The sequence below is a fragment of the Mucilaginibacter sp. P4_E8 genome, assembly GCF_056401495.1.
On the sequence record NZ_JBFUJG010000112.1, the window covers coordinates 1 to 17,198 of the forward strand.

At 39.7% G+C, this 17,198-nt stretch carries 18 protein-coding genes and 1 pseudogene; 7 read left to right on the forward strand and 12 right to left on the reverse strand.

Annotation, left to right across the window (positions count from 1 at the left end):
* Positions 1-685: pseudogene (locus AC1DRQ_RS24310) on the reverse strand (hypothetical protein); the annotation flags it as partial.
* A gap of 209 nt (positions 686-894) precedes the next feature.
* On the opposite strand from AC1DRQ_RS24310, the gene AC1DRQ_RS24315 reads away from it, so the two are divergent.
* Both AC1DRQ_RS24315 and AC1DRQ_RS24320 read left to right on the forward strand, forming a co-directional pair.
* Positions 895-2,124 carry an NADP-dependent isocitrate dehydrogenase gene (locus AC1DRQ_RS24315; RefSeq protein ID WP_429398590.1) on the forward strand — a complete coding sequence of 410 codons (1,230 nt, stop codon included), beginning with the start codon at positions 895-897 and terminating at the stop codon, positions 2,122-2,124.
* 139 nt (positions 2,125-2,263) lie between these two features.
* On the forward strand, positions 2,264-3,244 hold the full coding sequence (locus AC1DRQ_RS24320) for a type I phosphomannose isomerase catalytic subunit (RefSeq protein WP_477427657.1): 981 nt from the start codon (positions 2,264-2,266) through the stop codon (positions 3,242-3,244).
* Positions 3,245-3,326: 82 nt separating this feature from the next.
* Here the strand turns inward: AC1DRQ_RS24320 and AC1DRQ_RS24325 are convergent, their stop codons facing one another.
* The 6 genes from AC1DRQ_RS24325 to AC1DRQ_RS24350 form a co-directional block, all read right to left on the reverse strand.
* On the reverse strand, positions 3,327-3,743 hold the full coding sequence (locus tag AC1DRQ_RS24325; RefSeq protein WP_477427659.1) for a response regulator: 417 nt from the start codon (positions 3,741-3,743) through the stop codon (positions 3,327-3,329).
* Positions 3,744-3,755: 12 nt separating this feature from the next.
* Entirely contained in the window at positions 3,756-5,228 is a 1,473-nt protein-coding gene (locus AC1DRQ_RS24330) for a PAS domain-containing sensor histidine kinase (RefSeq protein ID WP_477427661.1), read from the reverse strand.
* Positions 5,229-5,674: 446 nt separating this feature from the next.
* Positions 5,675-6,328: a DNA alkylation repair protein gene (locus AC1DRQ_RS24335; RefSeq protein WP_477427663.1), complete on the reverse strand. Its 654-nt coding sequence runs from the start codon at positions 6,326-6,328 to the stop codon at positions 5,675-5,677.
* A 4-nt stretch (positions 6,329-6,332) separates the two neighbouring features.
* Positions 6,333-6,803, reverse strand: a complete 471-nt coding sequence (locus AC1DRQ_RS24340; RefSeq protein ID WP_477427665.1) for a YciI family protein — start codon at positions 6,801-6,803, stop codon at positions 6,333-6,335.
* A 118-nt stretch (positions 6,804-6,921) separates the two neighbouring features.
* Positions 6,922-8,046 (reverse strand): 4-hydroxyphenylpyruvate dioxygenase, encoded by a 1,125-nt coding sequence (gene hppD, locus AC1DRQ_RS24345; RefSeq protein ID WP_477427667.1) that lies wholly within the window; start codon positions 8,044-8,046, stop codon positions 6,922-6,924.
* A gap of 73 nt (positions 8,047-8,119) precedes the next feature.
* A complete protein-coding gene (locus tag AC1DRQ_RS24350; protein ID WP_477427669.1) occupies positions 8,120-9,277 on the reverse strand; it encodes a homogentisate 1,2-dioxygenase in 1,158 nt (385 codons plus the stop codon).
* A 398-nt stretch (positions 9,278-9,675) separates the two neighbouring features.
* On the opposite strand from AC1DRQ_RS24350, the gene AC1DRQ_RS24355 reads away from it, so the two are divergent.
* The 5 genes from AC1DRQ_RS24355 (at position 9,676) to AC1DRQ_RS24375 (ending at position 13,126) form a co-directional block, all read left to right on the forward strand.
* Positions 9,676-9,951, forward strand: coding sequence for a hypothetical protein (locus AC1DRQ_RS24355; protein WP_429398574.1), 276 nt, complete (start codon positions 9,676-9,678; stop codon positions 9,949-9,951).
* Between the two features lie 16 nt (positions 9,952-9,967).
* Positions 9,968-10,963, forward strand: a complete 996-nt coding sequence (locus AC1DRQ_RS24360) for a fumarylacetoacetate hydrolase family protein (RefSeq protein WP_477427671.1) — start codon at positions 9,968-9,970, stop codon at positions 10,961-10,963.
* Positions 10,964-11,081: 118 nt separating this feature from the next.
* A complete protein-coding gene (locus AC1DRQ_RS24365) occupies positions 11,082-11,972 on the forward strand; it encodes a flavin reductase family protein (protein WP_477427673.1) in 891 nt (296 codons plus the stop codon).
* Positions 11,973-12,085: 113 nt separating this feature from the next.
* Positions 12,086-12,355, forward strand: a complete 270-nt coding sequence (locus tag AC1DRQ_RS24370) for a hypothetical protein (RefSeq protein WP_310102282.1) — start codon at positions 12,086-12,088, stop codon at positions 12,353-12,355.
* The gene (locus AC1DRQ_RS24375) at positions 12,356-13,126 is read left to right on the forward strand and encodes an NlpC/P60 family protein (protein WP_477427676.1); all 771 of its coding nucleotides are present in this window, start codon (positions 12,356-12,358) and stop codon (positions 13,124-13,126) included. It begins immediately after the preceding gene.
* A 123-nt stretch (positions 13,127-13,249) separates the two neighbouring features.
* Here the strand turns inward: AC1DRQ_RS24375 and AC1DRQ_RS24380 are convergent, their stop codons facing one another.
* The 5 genes from AC1DRQ_RS24380 to AC1DRQ_RS24400 form a co-directional block, all read right to left on the reverse strand.
* The gene (locus AC1DRQ_RS24380) at positions 13,250-13,996 is read right to left on the reverse strand and encodes a LytR/AlgR family response regulator transcription factor (protein WP_477427678.1); all 747 of its coding nucleotides are present in this window, start codon (positions 13,994-13,996) and stop codon (positions 13,250-13,252) included.
* On the reverse strand, positions 13,993-15,027 hold the full coding sequence (locus AC1DRQ_RS24385) for a sensor histidine kinase (protein WP_477427680.1): 1,035 nt from the start codon (positions 15,025-15,027) through the stop codon (positions 13,993-13,995). The genes AC1DRQ_RS24380 and AC1DRQ_RS24385 overlap by 4 nt, the downstream gene beginning before the upstream one ends.
* Before the next feature lie 120 nt (positions 15,028-15,147).
* A complete protein-coding gene (locus tag AC1DRQ_RS24390; protein WP_429398560.1) occupies positions 15,148-15,483 on the reverse strand; it encodes a DUF4288 domain-containing protein in 336 nt (111 codons plus the stop codon).
* A gap of 111 nt (positions 15,484-15,594) precedes the next feature.
* The gene (locus AC1DRQ_RS24395; RefSeq protein ID WP_477427682.1) at positions 15,595-16,443 is read right to left on the reverse strand and encodes a LiaF transmembrane domain-containing protein; all 849 of its coding nucleotides are present in this window, start codon (positions 16,441-16,443) and stop codon (positions 15,595-15,597) included.
* Positions 16,444-16,704: 261 nt separating this feature from the next.
* On the reverse strand, positions 16,705-17,106 hold the full coding sequence (locus AC1DRQ_RS24400; RefSeq protein ID WP_429398556.1) for a LiaF transmembrane domain-containing protein: 402 nt from the start codon (positions 17,104-17,106) through the stop codon (positions 16,705-16,707).
* Positions 17,107-17,198: the final 92 nt, after the last annotated feature.

Here is a 17,198-nt window from a genome sequence, read left to right on the forward strand (position 1 = left end):
ATGTTACACCGCCAAGGGCAAATTTTACACCTAACGTCAGCTGCGAAAAAACATCCTTATGTGCACCCGTACTATATCCGTCAAGGTTATCATCCATTACAAAGTTGTATTGATAACCCAGGTCAATTTTAAAGCTGGCTTCATTGTATTGATTAAAAACTTTAAATTCATAACCTATCCTAACCGGAATAAAGGGTATCTGGCTGTTGTTATCGCCAGGTAACGTAGAGCCCTCTGGCACTCGCTTGTCGGGGGTTTTTAATACTACATGATTAACCAAATATCCTACACCGCTTGAAAGGTAAAGGTTTTTAAACGCGTTGGCCACAGGGCTTTGTGAGTAATCAATAAGCTCGCCCGCTTGTAACTGCACCTTTAATGCAAAGGCCGAAAAATGGTTTTCGAACTGCCTGCCTGATGCGGAGCTTTGATCGCCGGCTTTAAGCCTGCCAAACTGCCCCTCAAAAACATAATTAAGAAAAGGGCTTTGGTTATAATTAAAACTAAAATGAGCCGAAGGGGTCTTTTTTAATGAGTTTGAAACATCAGTACTTACAGGACTGTTTAAGCCTACTCCAAAACCAATATCATACTGGGCATAATCATATCCTATTTGGGCTTTTGCTAAAAATGTACTTATACATAATATAACTATAAGGATTGTTTTTAAGATAGGTTTTATCATAAATAGGCATTAGAGAGCGCTAATTAAGCAGTTTGTTTTGATATAACGTTTATTTTTATAAAAATAGCATCAAACTTCGCAAATACAATAAATCTGCCGTAATAAATGATAAAGGTACAACAATCAATAAATTTCATGTATTATTAATGGAAATGGTAAAGTCTATTTAATATATTTGAAGCCATTAAAATAAAAAAACAACATCAGGTATGTCAAAAATTAAAGTAGAAAATCCGGTAGTTGAACTGGATGGAGATGAAATGACCCGAATTATCTGGAAATTTATCAAAGACAGGTTGATAATTCCTTATCTTGATCTTGATATCAAATATTATGATCTGGGTATCGAGTATCGTGATGAAACTAACGATCAGGTGACTGTTGATGCCGCAAATGCTATTTTAAAGTATGGTGTTGGTATTAAATGTGCAACTATTACTCCTGATGAGCAACGTGTAGAAGAATTCGGTTTAAAGCAAATGTGGCGTTCGCCAAATGGAACTATCCGTAATATTTTGGATGGTACCGTTTTTCGTGAGCCAATTGTGATGGCTAATGTGCCACGCCTGGTACCCAACTGGACAGCTCCTATATGTATTGGCCGTCATGCTTTTGGCGATCAGTACCGTGCTACTGATTTTGTTACTAAGGGAAAAGGAAAACTTACTATTACTTTTACTCCGGAAGATGGTGGCGCCGAGCAATCATTTGAAGTGTATAACTTTAAAGGCGATGGTGTAGCACTTGCCATGTACAATACCGACGAATCAATAAAAGGATTTGCGCGCGCATGTTTTAATCAGGCTTTGCTTAAAAAATGGCCACTATATCTTTCAACTAAAAATACTATCCTTAAAAAATATGATGGCAGGTTTAAAGATATTTTCCAGGAAATTTATGAGCAGGAATTTAAACTTGAATTTGAAGCTAACCAATTAACTTACGAGCACCGCTTAATTGATGACATGGTTGCATCGGCATTAAAATGGCATGGCAATTTTGTATGGGCTTGTAAAAATTATGATGGCGACGTACAGTCTGACACGGTAGCCCAGGGTTTTGGATCATTAGGTTTAATGACCTCAACATTGGTTACACCCGATGGTAGCGTTATGGAAGCCGAAGCCGCACACGGTACGGTAACACGCCACTACCGCGAGCACCAGGCCGGTAAACCTACTTCAACAAATCCAATCGCATCAATTTTTGCGTGGACAAGAGGTTTAGAGTTCCGTGGTATGCTTGATAATAACCAGCCATTGATAAACTTCTGCAAAACTTTAGAGCAGGTTTGTATTGAAACTGTTGAAAGCGGTAAAATGACAAAAGATCTGGCCATCACTATTAAACCAAAGGTGGAGCATGGTAAAGATTATTTATATACCGAAGAATTTTTAGCAGCTATTGACGAAAATTTGAAAGCTAAATTGGGTAAATAATAATTCCCTGTAAATGTACAGAGCCCGCCTTGATCAAGGCGGGCTTTTTTATGTTATGGATAAGTTTTTTGTAAAAAACACTGAATCGGTTTATCCATTTCTTTTTTAACTCCTAACTTAGGGGCATAAAAATTACATCATGTCAGCACTATATCCGTTAAAATTCAAAACCATTTATAAAGACAAAATATGGGGTGGTCAAAAGATCAAAACCTATCTGCATAAAGATTTTGGCGCTTTGCCAAACTGTGGCGAAACCTGGGAAATATCAGGCGTAAAAGCTGATGTATCTGTAGTAGCCGATGGTGAACTGGCTGGTGAATCATTAGCTGATTTGCTGGAAAAATTTCAGGGCGAACTGGTGGGCGAAAAAGTTTACGCTCATTTTGGGAATATATTCCCTTTACTGGTAAAGTTTATTGATGCCAATGATGATCTTTCTGTACAGGTGCACCCCAATGACGAACTGGCTAAAAAACGTCACAATTCATTTGGTAAAACCGAGATGTGGTATGTTATCGAAACTGATCCTGGTTCTACTCTGATTGCGGGTTTTAACCAGGAAATGACAGAGCAAAAATATGTAGATGCCCTGAACAGCGGCCATATTATGGATATCCTGAATAAGGAAGATGTGACAGCGGGTGATGTGTTCTTTTTACCAGCCGGTCGTGTGCATACCATTGGTAAAGGATTGTTGATAGCCGAAATTCAGCAAACTTCAGATATCACTTACCGTATATATGATTTTGACCGGGTTGATGATAAAGGTAACAAACGTGAACTACATACCCAGGAAGCGCTTGCCGCCATTGATTATAAACACTACCCTGAATATAAAACCAGTTATCAACCACAAAAGGATGAAACCGTAAAGCTGGTTACCTGCCCTTACTTTACCACCAACCTACTTGATTTTACCCACAGCACCTCCAAAGATTATTCAACGCTTGATTCGTTTGTGATACATGTATGCGTTGAAGGAGCTTACTCGGTAAAATATAACGGCCAGGTATACCCGGTTAAAATGGGCGAATGTATATTACTTCCAAAAAGTATTGATAAAGTTGAGCTGGAAACAACTGGCGGCTTTAAAATACTGGAAAGCTATATTGAATAATATATAGTCTTTACGTAACCACTTACATCAGGCAGTAAAAAATAACTTTAAAAGTGCAGAGGGAACTTTGCACTTTTAAATATTAAATATTATTATTTATGTTGTTGAATATTTCTGTTAAACGACACACATCTACCGGTTTAGAGATATAACCAACAACATCAGAAATATTTTTTGCCCGGTCAATATCCCACCAGTCGGTTGATGAGCTGAGCATGTAAATCGAGATTTTTTTCCCCAGTTGAGATTTTATTTCCGCAAACTCTTTCATAAATTCCCACCCGTCCATAACGGGCATGCTTATATCCAGAAATATCAGGTCGGGTAAATTATTGGCGTTGAGTGGGTTTTTTAAATGGGCAATAGCCTCACTGCCATCACTAAAATTGGTTACCTGGTTGCTCAGTTTTTTTAGGGTAATTAATTTTTTGAAGCCGTAAACATAAGTTTTGTTATTATCAATAATACAGGCATTCACTGGGATCTTCTCTACAATCATTTATCGGCATAATTATACCAGCTTGATTGTAAATTTAGTGCCAATGTTTACGGTGCTTTCAATTTTAATGGTGCCGCCAAGCGCTTCTACCTGGTTACGGGTAATAAACAGTCCAATTCCTTTTGCATCGGGATTTTGATGGAAGGTTTTGTACATACCGAATACCTTGTCGCCATAACGTTCCAGGTCAATACCAATGCCGTTATCTTCAAATATCAGGTAAATATGGCTCCGCTCCTTTAAGGTATAGCACCTTATAACAGGCTGGCGGTCAGGATGGCTGTATTTTAAGGCATTGGTAAGCAGATTTTGCAAAATACTCTCCATGTATGCCGGTATGTAATTTATTTGCGGACACTTGCTAAAATCATACTCTATATGGGCATCAAGGGCTTCTATATTACTTTTAATGGCCGATTGTATGTTTCTGAAAAGGATTTCGAAGTTAACTATACTACGCTCATTGGTAATTTCGGTTTGCATCTTAACTATTTCATTAAGGTGCTCAATGGTTGCGTTCAGGCTTCCGCTAATTGACTTTATATGCGAAAAAATTTCATTTCTCTCTTTTTCAAGCTCAGTTTCTTCATATAAATTCACCATAAACTGCAGGTTTCCGGTATGCGACCGCAGGTTATGTGATACAATGTAAGCAAAATTTTGCAGGCGCCTGTTTTGATCTGTAAGCAAATTAAGTGAAGATTCCAGGCTAAGGCCTTTGCGTTTGTTATTATCAATATCCTGTAAAATGCCTCTGATAGTTATGCATTTGCCATAATCATTAATAATAGGTACCCCTTTGGCCCTTACCCATATTACATTGTTTTTAGCAGTTCTAAACAATAGTTCCAGGTCATAAGGCTGGCAAAACTCCAGTGCATTATTTATAGCCTTTTGCATTACCTGACGATAAGGTGGTTCAAAAAAGCTTATTGCTTCGTCAAGCGTAAGTTTTACCTGGCTTTGCAGTTCATAAATATCATATATCTGTTTTGATAGGGTTACATTAAGGGTTCCTGTTTCAATTTCCCAACTGCCTAATTTGGCTATCCTAATCGTATCACTATAAAGCTGATCGCTCTGCACTGATTGCAGCTCGGTCTGTTTATATTGGTTTATGTTAATGATGGAACCATAAATAAATTGTCCGGTTCCGTCAGTGTGTTTTTTAATTGTACTTTCAAACCAATGATAGCCGGAAGTTTTTGTGAGTAGCCTTATCTGTATCGGCTTAGTCGGGTTTGAGCTGTTTAAGGCACTCAGAAAAATAGGCTTATCCTGGTGGTACAGCAGTTGTTCAAAAAATATATGATTGGAGCATTCAATTTCGTCAGATTCATAACCTAAAACACTATAGAAACCGGTAGACCATTTAATGTTCCTGGTATTAATATTATACTCCCAAATGCCCGCATTTATGTTATCAATTATTTGAGCAAGATGCAACCTGCTATCATCAGAAAATTTATCTTCAGAAAAACTCATATTAATAATAAMCTACTCAGTACTTTATTAAGGACATGCTCTCTATTAGAAAATTATGTGCCATAATTTGAAATTATGAAAATTACAACCATAAGTTGTAGCCGTTTTTCTGGTCTATAGTGTTAAAGTTTAAATTATTTAACCTCAAATATAATATTTGAAATGATATAATCTATTCTTATACTGGTAATTACCAAAGAAATTTATGTAGCCAAAATTTAGCCATTTATGCTGTTATGGGAGCAAACAAGGCGTTTAAACATATTTTTTGATATTATTTTGGTCGGTTTTAATATTAAAGTATATGTTTAAATAGATTTTTAAGATGTGTTTTTTTAAAATGCAGCAATAATTAAGTTTTAATGTAAAAACGGTATCAAAAGATACTATTTTGTTATTAATGTCCTATTTTTTTAGCCATTTTAGTGTTTGACTATACATATTGGTTATTTGATAGCCAATTCAGTCAGCGCGTTAACTGCTATCCACTTAGCTGATTTATGATTTTGTTTTAAAATATTGTGGGCTGTTTGTATGGCTTCTAATTTTAAAATACGGTTTCTTTTCCCTATTTGACGCAAGGCCCAGTTCACTGATTTTTTAACAAAGTTACGGTTGTCCCAGGCCTCTCGTTCCATAATGGGGAACAGCGCTATAAATGTTTCGTTGGGTGCGCTCTTATTGTGCACTGCATATTCGGCCATTAAAACAAAGCCTGCCCGTTTAACAAACTCATTGGCATGTCCACTAAACTCAATTGCTTTTGAAATGGCGAAAGGAGTACGGTCAAACAGGTTACCGCATACCTGATCGCACAGGTCCCAGGAGGTAAAATCACCTGTCCAGTTATCTATCTGTGTTTCGGTTACCATAGCCGGCTCATCTATCATAGATGCCAGCATACGTGCCTCATGCAAACCAGTATCCCAAAGCTCAAGTGCAAGGGTATGATCTTTTTTTATGGTTTTAGCCAGTTTACGCAATTCAGGGAGGCGGACCCCAATAGCATGCGCGGTATCAATAGCATAACGCTGCATACCTGCAAGGTAAACAGGATCGGCTTTTTGTTTTAATAGCTCAATGATGTATTTAGCCTGCATCGGCTCAGTCGGTTATGCTTTTGTTTTGCAGTTTACTGTGTATGTTGGTTACCTCCATCAATGCAGCCGAACAATAAAAAGGGTGTAGCTCCATAATTAAAGTGCCTGCTTTAATGGCTGGGTCGGTTTCGGTTAATTTTTTGGCTTCCTCCAGGGTTTCCACATTAAAAATAAATATCCCCCTTATAGGCTGATCATCTAAAAACGGACCTGCCACTACTAATTTCCCTTCATTGGCCAGGCGTGTAATATTTTTTAAGTGCGCCATTTGCAGCTGCATCCTTGCCGCCGAATCCTGCAGACGGTTTGGCCCTGATTTTAAAAAGGCCATCACATACTTTTTCATACCATACTGATCGGCACCTAATTTTTTAGCAAGTGCAGCATCATAAACAGGTTTAGGTGCGGGTGTATTTTGTGCAAAACAGTTGATGCTTAGGGCAATTATGCCAATAAACAGAATGAGATTTTTCATTTGATGGAGTATTAGGTATATCAAATATAATGAAACCAACCAACAAAAAAGCCGGGCATTTGCCGGCTTAATTTTTTACTTTTTTGTCTTATATCTTGGTTCTTTGCTCTTTATTCTCTTACAGATTTCCCCTTATTTCCTGTTCGCGCTCAATAGCTTCAAATAATGCTTTAAAATTACCGGCGCCGAATGATTTTGCGCCTTTGCGCTGAATGATCTCGAAGAACAGTGTTGGCCTGTCTTCAATAGGCTTGGTAAAAATCTGTAACAGGTAACCCTCGTCGTCACGGTCAACCAGGATCCCCAGTTTTTTCAATGGCTCCAGGTCTTCATCAATATGGCCAACGCGGTCGGTTAGGTCGTCGTAATAAGTGGTAGGTATGGTTAAAAACTCCACGCCGCGGTTTTGCAGGTCGGTTACAGTGGCTACAATATCGGCAGTGGCAAGTGCCAGGTGTTGCACACCTTCATCTTCATAAAACTCCAGGTATTCCTCAATCTGCGATTTCTTTTTGCCCTCTGCAGGTTCGTTTATAGGGAACTTAACATAACCGTTGCCATTGCTCATTACCTTGCTCATCAGGGCCGAATACTCGGTGCTGATCATTTTATCATCAAATGTTAAAATGTTTTTAAAACCCATGGTATCCTCATAAAACCCAACCCATTCGTTCATCCGGTGCCAGCCTACATTGCCTACGCAATGGTCAATATATAATAAGCCCGCAGGCGGGGGGGTATAGTGGTTTTCCATCTTTTGATACCCGGGTAAAAATAAACCCTTGTAGTTTTTGCGTTCCACAAACAGGTGAACTGTTTCGCCATAAAGTTTTATACCACTGGTACGCACTTCGCCATACTCATCAGTAAGGGTTTGCGGTTGCTGGCAAGGTATAGCACCGCGTTTGGTGGTTTGCTCAAAGGCGTCGTAAGCGTCATCAACCCACAGGGCCAATACTTTTACCCCATCACCATGTTTTTTAATATGCTCAGCAATAGGATGATCAGAGTGCAGGGGTGTAGTTAATACCAGTCTGATTTTGCCTTGCTGCAATACGTACGATGCCCTGTCACGCACACCGGTTTCCGGGCCGGCATAAGCCAGGTTCTGAAAGCCGAAAGCGGTTTTATAATAATGAGCGGCTTGCTTGGCATTACCTACGTAAAATTCAACATAGTCGGTACCATTAAGCGGTAAAAAATCTGTTGTGGTTGGTTGTTTATCTATGGTTTGTGTTTGCATTGTTTGTTTAATTTAAAATTATTGAGTTACTGAATTAGTGATTGCTTTTAGCTATCGGCTCTCAGCTTTTAGCTCACATTTGCCAGCTCTTATAATAATTTTCATCCTCAATTTTTATAGCATCTTCTGTCAGCATCAGCGGGCGGAATGGATCTATCATCACCGCCAGTTCGTCTGTTGATTCTTTACCTATCGATTTTTCGACGGTGCCAGGATGCGGACCGTGCGGTATGCCGCCCGGGTGCAGGGTGATCTGTCCTTTTACTACGCTTTTGCGGCTCATAAAATCACCATCCACGTAGTATAAAACCTCGTCGCTATCCACATTACTATGATTGTAAGGCGCGGGGATGGATAGTGGATGATAATCAAACTTGCGCGGTACAAAGGAGCATATCACAAAGTTATTGCCCTCAAAGGTTTGATGTACGGGTGGCGGCTGGTGCAGGCGCCCGGTTATTGGTTCAAAATCATGTATGGATAGTGCCCATGGATAATGAAAGCCATCCCAGCCAATAAAATCAAAGGGGTGGGTGCCATATATGTAAGGATATATCAAGCCCTGTTTTTTGATCAGGATCTTGAAGTCGCCCTTTTCATCATAGGTCTTTAAATCAGCGGGGCGTTTAATATCGCGCTCACAATAGGGCGAATGTTCCATAAGCTGCCCATACTGGTTAAGGTAACGTTTTGGCGGACGAATAGGACTAAAGCTTTCCACAATAAATAAGCGGTTATCGGGCGTGTTAAACTCCATTTGGTATATGGTACCGCGGGGTATCACCAGGTAATCGCCATACACAAATTTAATATTGCCGAATCCTGTTTTTAAAGTACCGCTGCCCTCATGTATAAAAACTACTTCATCGGCCTGGCTGTTCTTGTAAAAATAATCGGTCATGGATTGGCGGGGCGCGGCCAGTGAAATATGCAGGTCGCTGTTTACCAATACACGTTTGCGGCTTTGCAGATAATCGTCTTCGGGTTTGATGTTAAAACCTATCAGACTGGTATGTTTCAGGTGCTTTTCGCGGGCAATTTTTGGCTCAACACTGTAGGGCTCGCCCAGTGTTTTTACAATAGTGGGCGGGTAAGCATGGTAAACCAACGAGTAAAGGCTCGAAAAACCTTCGGTAGATACCAGTTCTTCGGCATATAATGAACCGTCGGGCTTACGAAATTGTGTATGCCGCTTTGGCGGGATAGCTCCTAATGAATGATATACGGGCATGATGTTTTAATTGGTTTTCGTTTGAATATTGAATGTTGCAAGGTTAAAATGGTTTAACCCACATCATATCAGTGCAATACATACATAAAACGATTTGGTAAGCTAAATAGTTTTAAAAGTTTAATTAGTTGAAGTTCATTGACATTTCAACTTTAAAACATTTTAGCTTACAACAAAGGGGAGGAATTAGTATTGAGCAAGTACAATTTTAGCAAGCATAGCATCCCTGAACGATGAGGCATCGCTCATACTGGTAAGGCCCAGGGAAAAATAAAAATGCTTTTGTATACGTAACATGGTTAATACGAAATTAAAGGTAATATTTTTAATATGCAAGCATAATAAATTAACCACCCATAAAGTAAATTGTTTAGTTTTGGTTTAACCAATCACCAGTTATGATCAAAAAGAAAGCTATATGGTTAGGATTAACCATCTGGATCATCATTACTGTAGTATTTTCAACCGTTGATGCTCCTTCAGACGGATTCACCTCCGTTGGCTTTCCCTTGCATTTTTATTCATATATCGAAGGCAAAGTAGCATTGGGTAGCTGGACTGAGGTTGGATTTATTTTAACCAATTTTTTAATAGACTTTATTGCTTTGTTAGCTTTTATAATATTGTTCAGTATATTTTTATTAAATAGACGAAAGCAGCTTAAAACCAGTTAAATAAACACATCATCCTATGAAATTAGTATCCTATAAAACTGAAGACCGAGAGCATTTAGGTATTTTTATAAATAAACATATCTATAACCTTAATTCCTGCGATAAACTGATCCCAGACAACATGAACGAGTTTTTGTGGGGAGGTGAAGAATTGATGGATCATGCCAAGCGTGTTGATGCAGCCATCAGCTCCGGCAAAATGGAAGCCAAGGAAGAACTATTTTTTGAGCTGATAGCACCTGTACCTCACCCATCATCATGCAGGGATGGATACGCTTTCAGACAGCATGTGGCAGCAGCCCGCCGTAACCGCAAGGCCGACATGATCCCTGAGTTTGATCAATACCCTATATTTTACTTTACCAACCACAACGCTATACAAGGACCCGGCGAAATTGAGTGTATGCCCGATCATTTTAACAAGCTCGATTTTGAACTGGAGGTGGCCGTTGTGCTCAATAAGAAGGGCCGTAACATTAAAGCCGCTGATGCTGATAGCTTTATTGCCGGCTACATGATCATGAATGATATGAGCGCCCGTACCCTGCAAATGGAAGAAATGTTGTTGAACCTGGGGCCTGCTAAAGGCAAGGATTTTTCGACGGTTATTGGCCCGTGGCTGGTAACACCCGATGAGTTGGAGCATTATAAGGTTGCACCCCAACCCGGCCATACCGGTAATGCCTACAAGCTGGAAATGAAGTGTGTGGTGAACAGTAAACAGGTATCATTAGGTAATATGGCCGATATGGACTGGACCTTTGCCGAGATCATTGAACGCTGCGCCTACGGCTGCGATGTGCTGCCTGGCGATGTAATAGGTTCGGGCACGGTTGGTACCGGTTGTTTCCTGGAACTTAACGGAACCGGTTTATTAAATGATCCCGCTTATCAACCCCAATGGTTAAAGGACGGCGATTTGATTGAAATGGAAATTACCGGCCTGGGTATGCTGGGCAACATTATAAAAAAAGCCAATAGTGATTTTTCGATATTGGGGTTGAAGAAATAAGAATTTATGAACTTGTCATCCTGAGGAACGAAGGATCTATTACCGAACTTTGCATGTTGGCTAATAGATGCTTCACTTTGTTCAGCATGACAAGATTTTATTGTGTTTAATAAATACTATGTTATCCTTAAAAACCGCTGATCTTTCTATCTTACAATTGCATAATTACCTTAATCATGCCATTGCGCCGCGACCCATTTGCCTGGCTTCAACTGTTGATAAAGATGGTAATGTAAACCTGAGCCCGTTTAGCTTTTTTAATGTGTTCAGCACTAACCCGCCGGTTTGTGTGTTTTCGCCATCGCGCAGTGTACGGGATAATACCACCAAGCACACGCTGGAGAATGTATTGGAAGTGCCCGAATGCGTGATCAATATTGTTAATTACGATATGGTGCAGCAGGTTTCCCTGTCGAGTGTGGCGTATGCTAAGGGGGTAAATGAGTTCATCAAATCAGGATTAACCCCTGTAGCATCTGAACTGGTTAAACCGCCGCGTGTGGCCGAGTCGTTTGTACAGCTGGAATGTGTTGTTAACCAGGTGATATCCCTGGGTAATACGCCTGGCGCAGGTAACCTGGTTTTGGCCGAAATTAAAATGATCCATATTAACGAGGATATTTTAGATGCGGATGGCAAAATTGACCAGACCAAAATTGACCAGGTGGCCCGTCTTGGTGGCGACTGGTATTGCCGCGTTACGCCAGATAATCTTTTTAAAGTAGCCAAACCCAATTTTAAAATAGGTATTGGGGTTGATGCCCTGCCGTATGGCATCCGCAATTCACGGGTACTAACGGGTAATAACCTGGGGCAACTGGGTAACCTGGAGGCTTTGCCTGCTGCAGATGCCATTGAAGCCTATATGCAAACACCTGATATAAAAGAATTGCTTGATGCCACCATCGGCGACAGCCAAACCCGCGAATTGCAACTGCACCTAAAGGCCAAACAATTGTTGGAAGAGGGCAGGGTAGAAGAAGCGCTGATGGTATTGCTGATGGAGTGATTTTAATCCCCGCTGAAGTTTGTGACTTTGGCTTATTGGGATATTTGTGAAATAACGAAGTGAAATACAATTTTATTTTTTAAATTCGTATAACATCCTAATAATGAGTATCAATGAAACAGGAAGAATTGGATGAAAGATATTCCATAGTTGAAAAACTTGTCAGGCTGTTTAAGTTTGAAAGGTTTATTCACCTTGCTGTTACAGGTATATCCTTAGTAATACTTCTTGTAGCTATTTCACTCATGATCTACAATAAAGAAGCTGGTAAGGCCGAATTATCATTAATGTTCGGGTCTTCGGGTTTAATAACCTATACAGGTGGAAGACTTTTGCGAATGTGGGATCAGGCGTTAAAAATTATAGTAACAGGTAAAATGTAAATGATGAATGAGCTTGATAACCTGGAGAGATCTTCGCGAAGATCAGCAATTATCAGTCTCATTGGGATTTTGATTTTCATTACATCATTGGTATTTGCCAGCTATAACCTGTTCAATTCAAATAAGGAACTCAAGAGGGTAAAAGTCGAGCTCAAAAAATCAAGCGATAGCTTAAGCAAGCAAAAAAAGGCTATAGCTGAATTAAAAAGCCGGGTAGCCGGACTAAAACTTGATGAATCGCAGCTTAATCAATATCTGATAAGCTTAATAGAAAGTACACAGGCAAATCAAGGCAATGCTTTTGCTGACGGTGAAAGCATTGATTGGGGTAGTGTCAAAAAAACTATTATAAGCCTCCCGTCTGGTAAAAGAAAGTTAGCATTAACAATAGCGCTTTTAACCACCTGGAAACAAATCCCTTTTGAGTTAGGTAAAAACACTCCCAAATCAAGCTTTGATTCTCCCGGATATATACAGTATGTATTAAAACAAACGGGTGTTAATATTAACAGGAACACTGCTGAACCACTTTCGGTAACTATTATGAAACGTTATAAAAAGGTAGATGAACCCTTACCGGGCGACCTGATATTTTATAAAGGACAGATTGGTAGTTTTGGTTTTTTTTACCTGGCTCCTGGCACTACAAACGGGCAAGGTATTGCTATAGGCACTTTACAGGCAGCATCTCCCTTAGGTATTTATGATACCATAAATATCAACACTGAATACTTTCCTTTTATCGGTTACTATAGGGTTGAATATGATTAGGTTATTTTTCTGCACATGTTAGCTATTTTGATCCATAAAAAAAGACACATGTAATGTGTCTCTACAAAAATATCGGTAATCTTAAAATCTATTAATCAGGGTTCATACAAGGGCTCAAAAACCCTATATCCCCAATACCTGTTTCAGTTTTACATAACCTGTTTTACTTACCGGTATTTTGGCACCCGATTTTAGGATGGCCAGGTGAGCGTCTTTTTCGTAAGGATCAATACGGGTTATTTGCTGTATGGCTATAATGTAGGAGCGGTGAACACGCACAAACTGGCGGGCATCAAGCGTTTGCTCAAAAAAGTTCATGGTTTTATTTTTCAGGTATGATCCTTCTTTGGTGAACACGCTTACATAATCATCATCGGCCTGCAGGTATTCAACATCAGCTACAGGGATGATCTTCACTTTGGTGCCGGTTTTTACCACAATACGCTCATGCTGTGCAGGCGATTGCGAGGCAGCGGTTTCCAGCAGTTCTTCGGTTTGTTTAGGTGTATGTTTTTCTGGCGCTGTTGCCAGGAATTTTTCAATCGCCTTGTTAAACCTGTCTTTACTAAAGGGTTTTAACAGGTAATCAACCGCGTGTGCTTCAAATGCTTTTATAGCATACTCATCAAAAGCGGTAGTAAATATTACGGCAGGCGATTGCTCTACCAGTTCCAGCATCTCAAAACCGTTTATTTTGGGCATCTGCACATCCAGAAAAATTAAATCGGGCTGATATTGCTGAATGGCTTTAAGGCCCTCAAAGCCATCACTACATTCCTGGATCAATTCAATCTGGTCAAAATTTTGCAGGTACTCCTTTACAACCATGCGGGCTAAAGGTTCATCGTCAATAATTAAGGCTCGCCTCATAACTGTGGTATTTTTATAATGGTTGTAAATATATTATCATTTGCATGAGTTTCCATCAAATCGTTACGGGCAAAAAGTAAATATAATCTACGCTGTACTCCCCGCAAGCCAAAACCAGTGCCTTTTTGCGGGCGCGAGGTTTGTGGATCAAAGGGGTTTTGAACCATCAGTATTAAATAGTGTTCCTCAATTTCGCCGCGAATGCTAACGGTTACTTCGCCGGTAGTATCATATAAACCAAATTTTATAGCGTTTTCAACCAGGGGTTGCAACAGCATGGATGGCATTACAGCCTTATTGCATTTATCATCGCAGCTTATTTCGGTTTGCAGACGGTGGCCGAAACGTACCTTCTCAATATCCAGATAAAGATTCAAATGCGCCAGCTCTTCGCTTAAAGGAACCTGTTGCTGATCGTCTTTTTTTAATGTGYCGCGTAAAAAGTCCGAAAGCTGGTGTATCATCCTGCGGGCCTCGTCGGGTTTAAAACCAATAAGGGCATTAATTGAGTTGAGGCTGTTGAATAAAAAGTGGGGTTGTAATTGCTGCCGTAAGTTATATAATTCGGCATCGCGGGCCAGCTGTTCGGCCTCAGTTTTACGTTTTTGGGTTTCTTTTTGATCAAGCTGAGAGTACCATAACAAACTGATCATGGCCATCCAGCCTATAGCCAAAAAATCGGTAAAAAAACGGATGGTTAATGATTGCACCACAAAATTAACAAACACCTTATCGGTATTAATAAGTGGAAGCAAATAGCGGCAACCCAGCGTACAAATACCGGCCAGTGCAACACACCATATAAACAAGTTGATGTAGCTGCCCTTACCCGGCTGATAATAACGCAGGTTATTATTAATGAGCCAGCAAGCGCCTGAAAGTAACACGGCACCAAGCAACCCATCGGTTGTGGCAGTGTACCAAAAAAAACCAAAACTATGTACAATATAAGTTTGCAATGCGGCCCATACCACACCGCATACAATGAATGCGCCGTATAATTTTGAAGCTGATAATGCCGGTAATGCCAAAACTTATTTTTTATGTTTAGTGATTGGTATCAAGTAGTTAGTATCAAGTATTACGATCGAATTAAAACTTTGATACTAAAGTCTTGCTACTTGATACTAACTACTTGATACTGATTGTTATTAATTTCTTGCACCCAATAAAGCCGATTTGTGATGCGCCCAGGCAATGTACAGGTCGGCATCGGGTGTTTCGTGTATATGGTAATACAGTTCAGTGCCATCGGTAAGGTCATTGATCTGGTTTAATTCGGCCACATCAATAAACTGCCATTTAACGGTTTGTTTCTCTATGTTTTTAAAGCTATCCTGATTGGCATGGCCAATTTTGTTTGCTTTTTCATAAGCGTTCAGTTCCGTATCGGCACTGATCAACCGTAATTGTTCATCAAATTGTGCCTGATGATCGCCATCACCACTGATCACCCTGAAAACTAATTTTGCTACGTACCAGTTCATGATTGTTTTTTTTAAAGTATCAAGTAGTTAGTATCAAGTATCAAGATTTCAGGTATCTAAAGTTTATGATTTAGTCATGATACTTGATACTAACTACTTGATACTAAATTATTAATAGCTGCGTATATCAACGCCTGCAAAAATGGAAGTACCTTTAAGTACCAGTATTTTCTCGTTATTAGCTGATGCGGTGCTCCTGATCCTTTTATCGTCAACACCGGCAAAAACAGCTGCCAGATCAGATACAACCTGCCAGTTTGATGGAACAATGATCTTGGTGCCGCCAAATATCTGGGTGATATCAATTATAACCCTGCCATTAATATCAGCCTGGGTAAAATCAAGTTCGGCACCGCCAAAAATGTTTACAATTTCGCCGCCTTTAAAACTTTTTGACAGAACGGTTTTATTAACCCCGCCAAAAATGGAAACAGTATCCAGGTAGTCGTCGCCGTTGTGATAACCAAACGGGGGGGTATACGGTTCTTTTGGCGGAACATCATCACCATCTTTTACAGCATAATCTATTTCCGGATCGGCTTTGTCAAAATTAAAATTAGCCGGCTGCTTGGTCCATTGCCCGTCTGGCTGTTTGGTCCATTGCCCGTCTTTAAAATTTTTTCCCCAGTCACCTTTGCCGCGTCTTAAAATAAGCCATATACCAAAGGCAATAATAGCTATGGGCCAAACTATACGGTGGGCATCATCAATGTTATTATTAAATAAAAAAATGACGCCTAAAAATACCATGATAGCCCATGCTGATTTTTTATAATTATGTTTAGCTCCTAAATAAAGTCCCCAGGCTATAAGCCACATGGGCCAGCTGAACAGCCAGCCAGGGATAAAAATATCAGCAAACTGCCTCAAAAGCAATATGCCCCCAATAGCCAGCAGTATGATACCTGCCATGGCTTTTCCTTTATTGGGATTATTTGGATGTTCTATATCGTTGTTCATTTGTGTGCAAATTAAATCATATCCCAAAACTAAGGTAACATTATAGATGAGCCAAACAAAAACTGGTGATATATTTAAAGAAATCGGTGGGAATACATGTTTTGTCGGTGAAAAAGTAGCCTGGTAATTTAAAAAGTTTTGTCGGGTAGTAAAATTTGTATGTTTCGACATGTTTGTAGTCTATTGTATTATAAAGGCCAACAACAAAAAGAGGGCCCTTACGGGTCCCTCTCTTTAACATTGACAATAAAAAAGTATTAATTACACTTCAGGTCCGGTTGTTTTATCAAAATGAAAAGTGTCTTTAGGCTTTTCAAAATAATATTCTTCTTTATGTTTTTTTGGCCTGAATATCATCCATGCACCAAAGCCCATTATGGCTACCGGCCAAACAATGCGGTCGGCATTGGCAATGTTTTCGTCGAGTAAAAAGGCTACACCAATTAGCGTGATGATGATCCATGAAGCCTTGCGGAAATTATACTTGGCGCCCATATATAATCCCCAGGCTATTATCCACATCGGCCAGCTAAACAGCCAGTCGGGGATAAAGAACAGATCAAATTGCCTTGCCAGTAATATACCGCCAATGGCTAATAAAATTACCCCTGCAGCAGTTTTGCTATTATTGGGAGTAATGGTAGTTTCTATATCGTTGTTCATTGTTTTAAGTATTAAATTATACCTAAAACTACGGCACTATTGATGTTGCAACAATGAATTATAGGTGACTGAGTGGGAGAAATCGGTAAAAG

Coding starts and splice junctions, on each gene's coding strand:
- AC1DRQ_RS24315 (WP_429398590.1), top strand. CDS start 895: ATGTCAAAAATTAAAGTAGAAAATCCGGTAGTTGAACTGGATGGAGAT.
- AC1DRQ_RS24320 (WP_477427657.1), top strand. CDS start 2,264: ATGTCAGCACTATATCCGTTAAAATTCAAAACCATTTATAAAGACAAA.
- AC1DRQ_RS24325 (WP_477427659.1), bottom strand. CDS start 3,743: ATGATTGTAGAGAAGATCCCAGTGAATGCCTGTATTATTGATAATAAC.
- AC1DRQ_RS24330 (WP_477427661.1), bottom strand. CDS start 5,228: ATGAGTTTTTCTGAAGATAAATTTTCTGATGATAGCAGGTTGCATCTT.
- AC1DRQ_RS24335 (WP_477427663.1), bottom strand. CDS start 6,328: ATGCAGGCTAAATACATCATTGAGCTATTAAAACAAAAAGCCGATCCT.
- AC1DRQ_RS24340 (WP_477427665.1), bottom strand. CDS start 6,803: ATGAAAAATCTCATTCTGTTTATTGGCATAATTGCCCTAAGCATCAAC.
- hppD (WP_477427667.1), bottom strand. CDS start 8,046: ATGCAAACACAAACCATAGATAAACAACCAACCACAACAGATTTTTTA.
- AC1DRQ_RS24350 (WP_477427669.1), bottom strand. CDS start 9,277: ATGCCCGTATATCATTCATTAGGAGCTATCCCGCCAAAGCGGCATACA.
- AC1DRQ_RS24355 (WP_429398574.1), top strand. CDS start 9,676: ATGATCAAAAAGAAAGCTATATGGTTAGGATTAACCATCTGGATCATC.
- AC1DRQ_RS24360 (WP_477427671.1), top strand. CDS start 9,968: ATGAAATTAGTATCCTATAAAACTGAAGACCGAGAGCATTTAGGTATT.
- AC1DRQ_RS24365 (WP_477427673.1), top strand. CDS start 11,082: ATGTTATCCTTAAAAACCGCTGATCTTTCTATCTTACAATTGCATAAT.
- AC1DRQ_RS24370 (WP_310102282.1), top strand. CDS start 12,086: ATGAAACAGGAAGAATTGGATGAAAGATATTCCATAGTTGAAAAACTT.
- AC1DRQ_RS24375 (WP_477427676.1), top strand. CDS start 12,356: ATGATGAATGAGCTTGATAACCTGGAGAGATCTTCGCGAAGATCAGCA.
- AC1DRQ_RS24380 (WP_477427678.1), bottom strand. CDS start 13,996: ATGAGGCGAGCCTTAATTATTGACGATGAACCTTTAGCCCGCATGGTT.
- AC1DRQ_RS24390 (WP_429398560.1), bottom strand. CDS start 15,483: ATGAACTGGTACGTAGCAAAATTAGTTTTCAGGGTGATCAGTGGTGAT.
- AC1DRQ_RS24395 (WP_477427682.1), bottom strand. CDS start 16,443: ATGAACAACGATATAGAACATCCAAATAATCCCAATAAAGGAAAAGCC.
- AC1DRQ_RS24400 (WP_429398556.1), bottom strand. CDS start 17,106: ATGAACAACGATATAGAAACTACCATTACTCCCAATAATAGCAAAACT.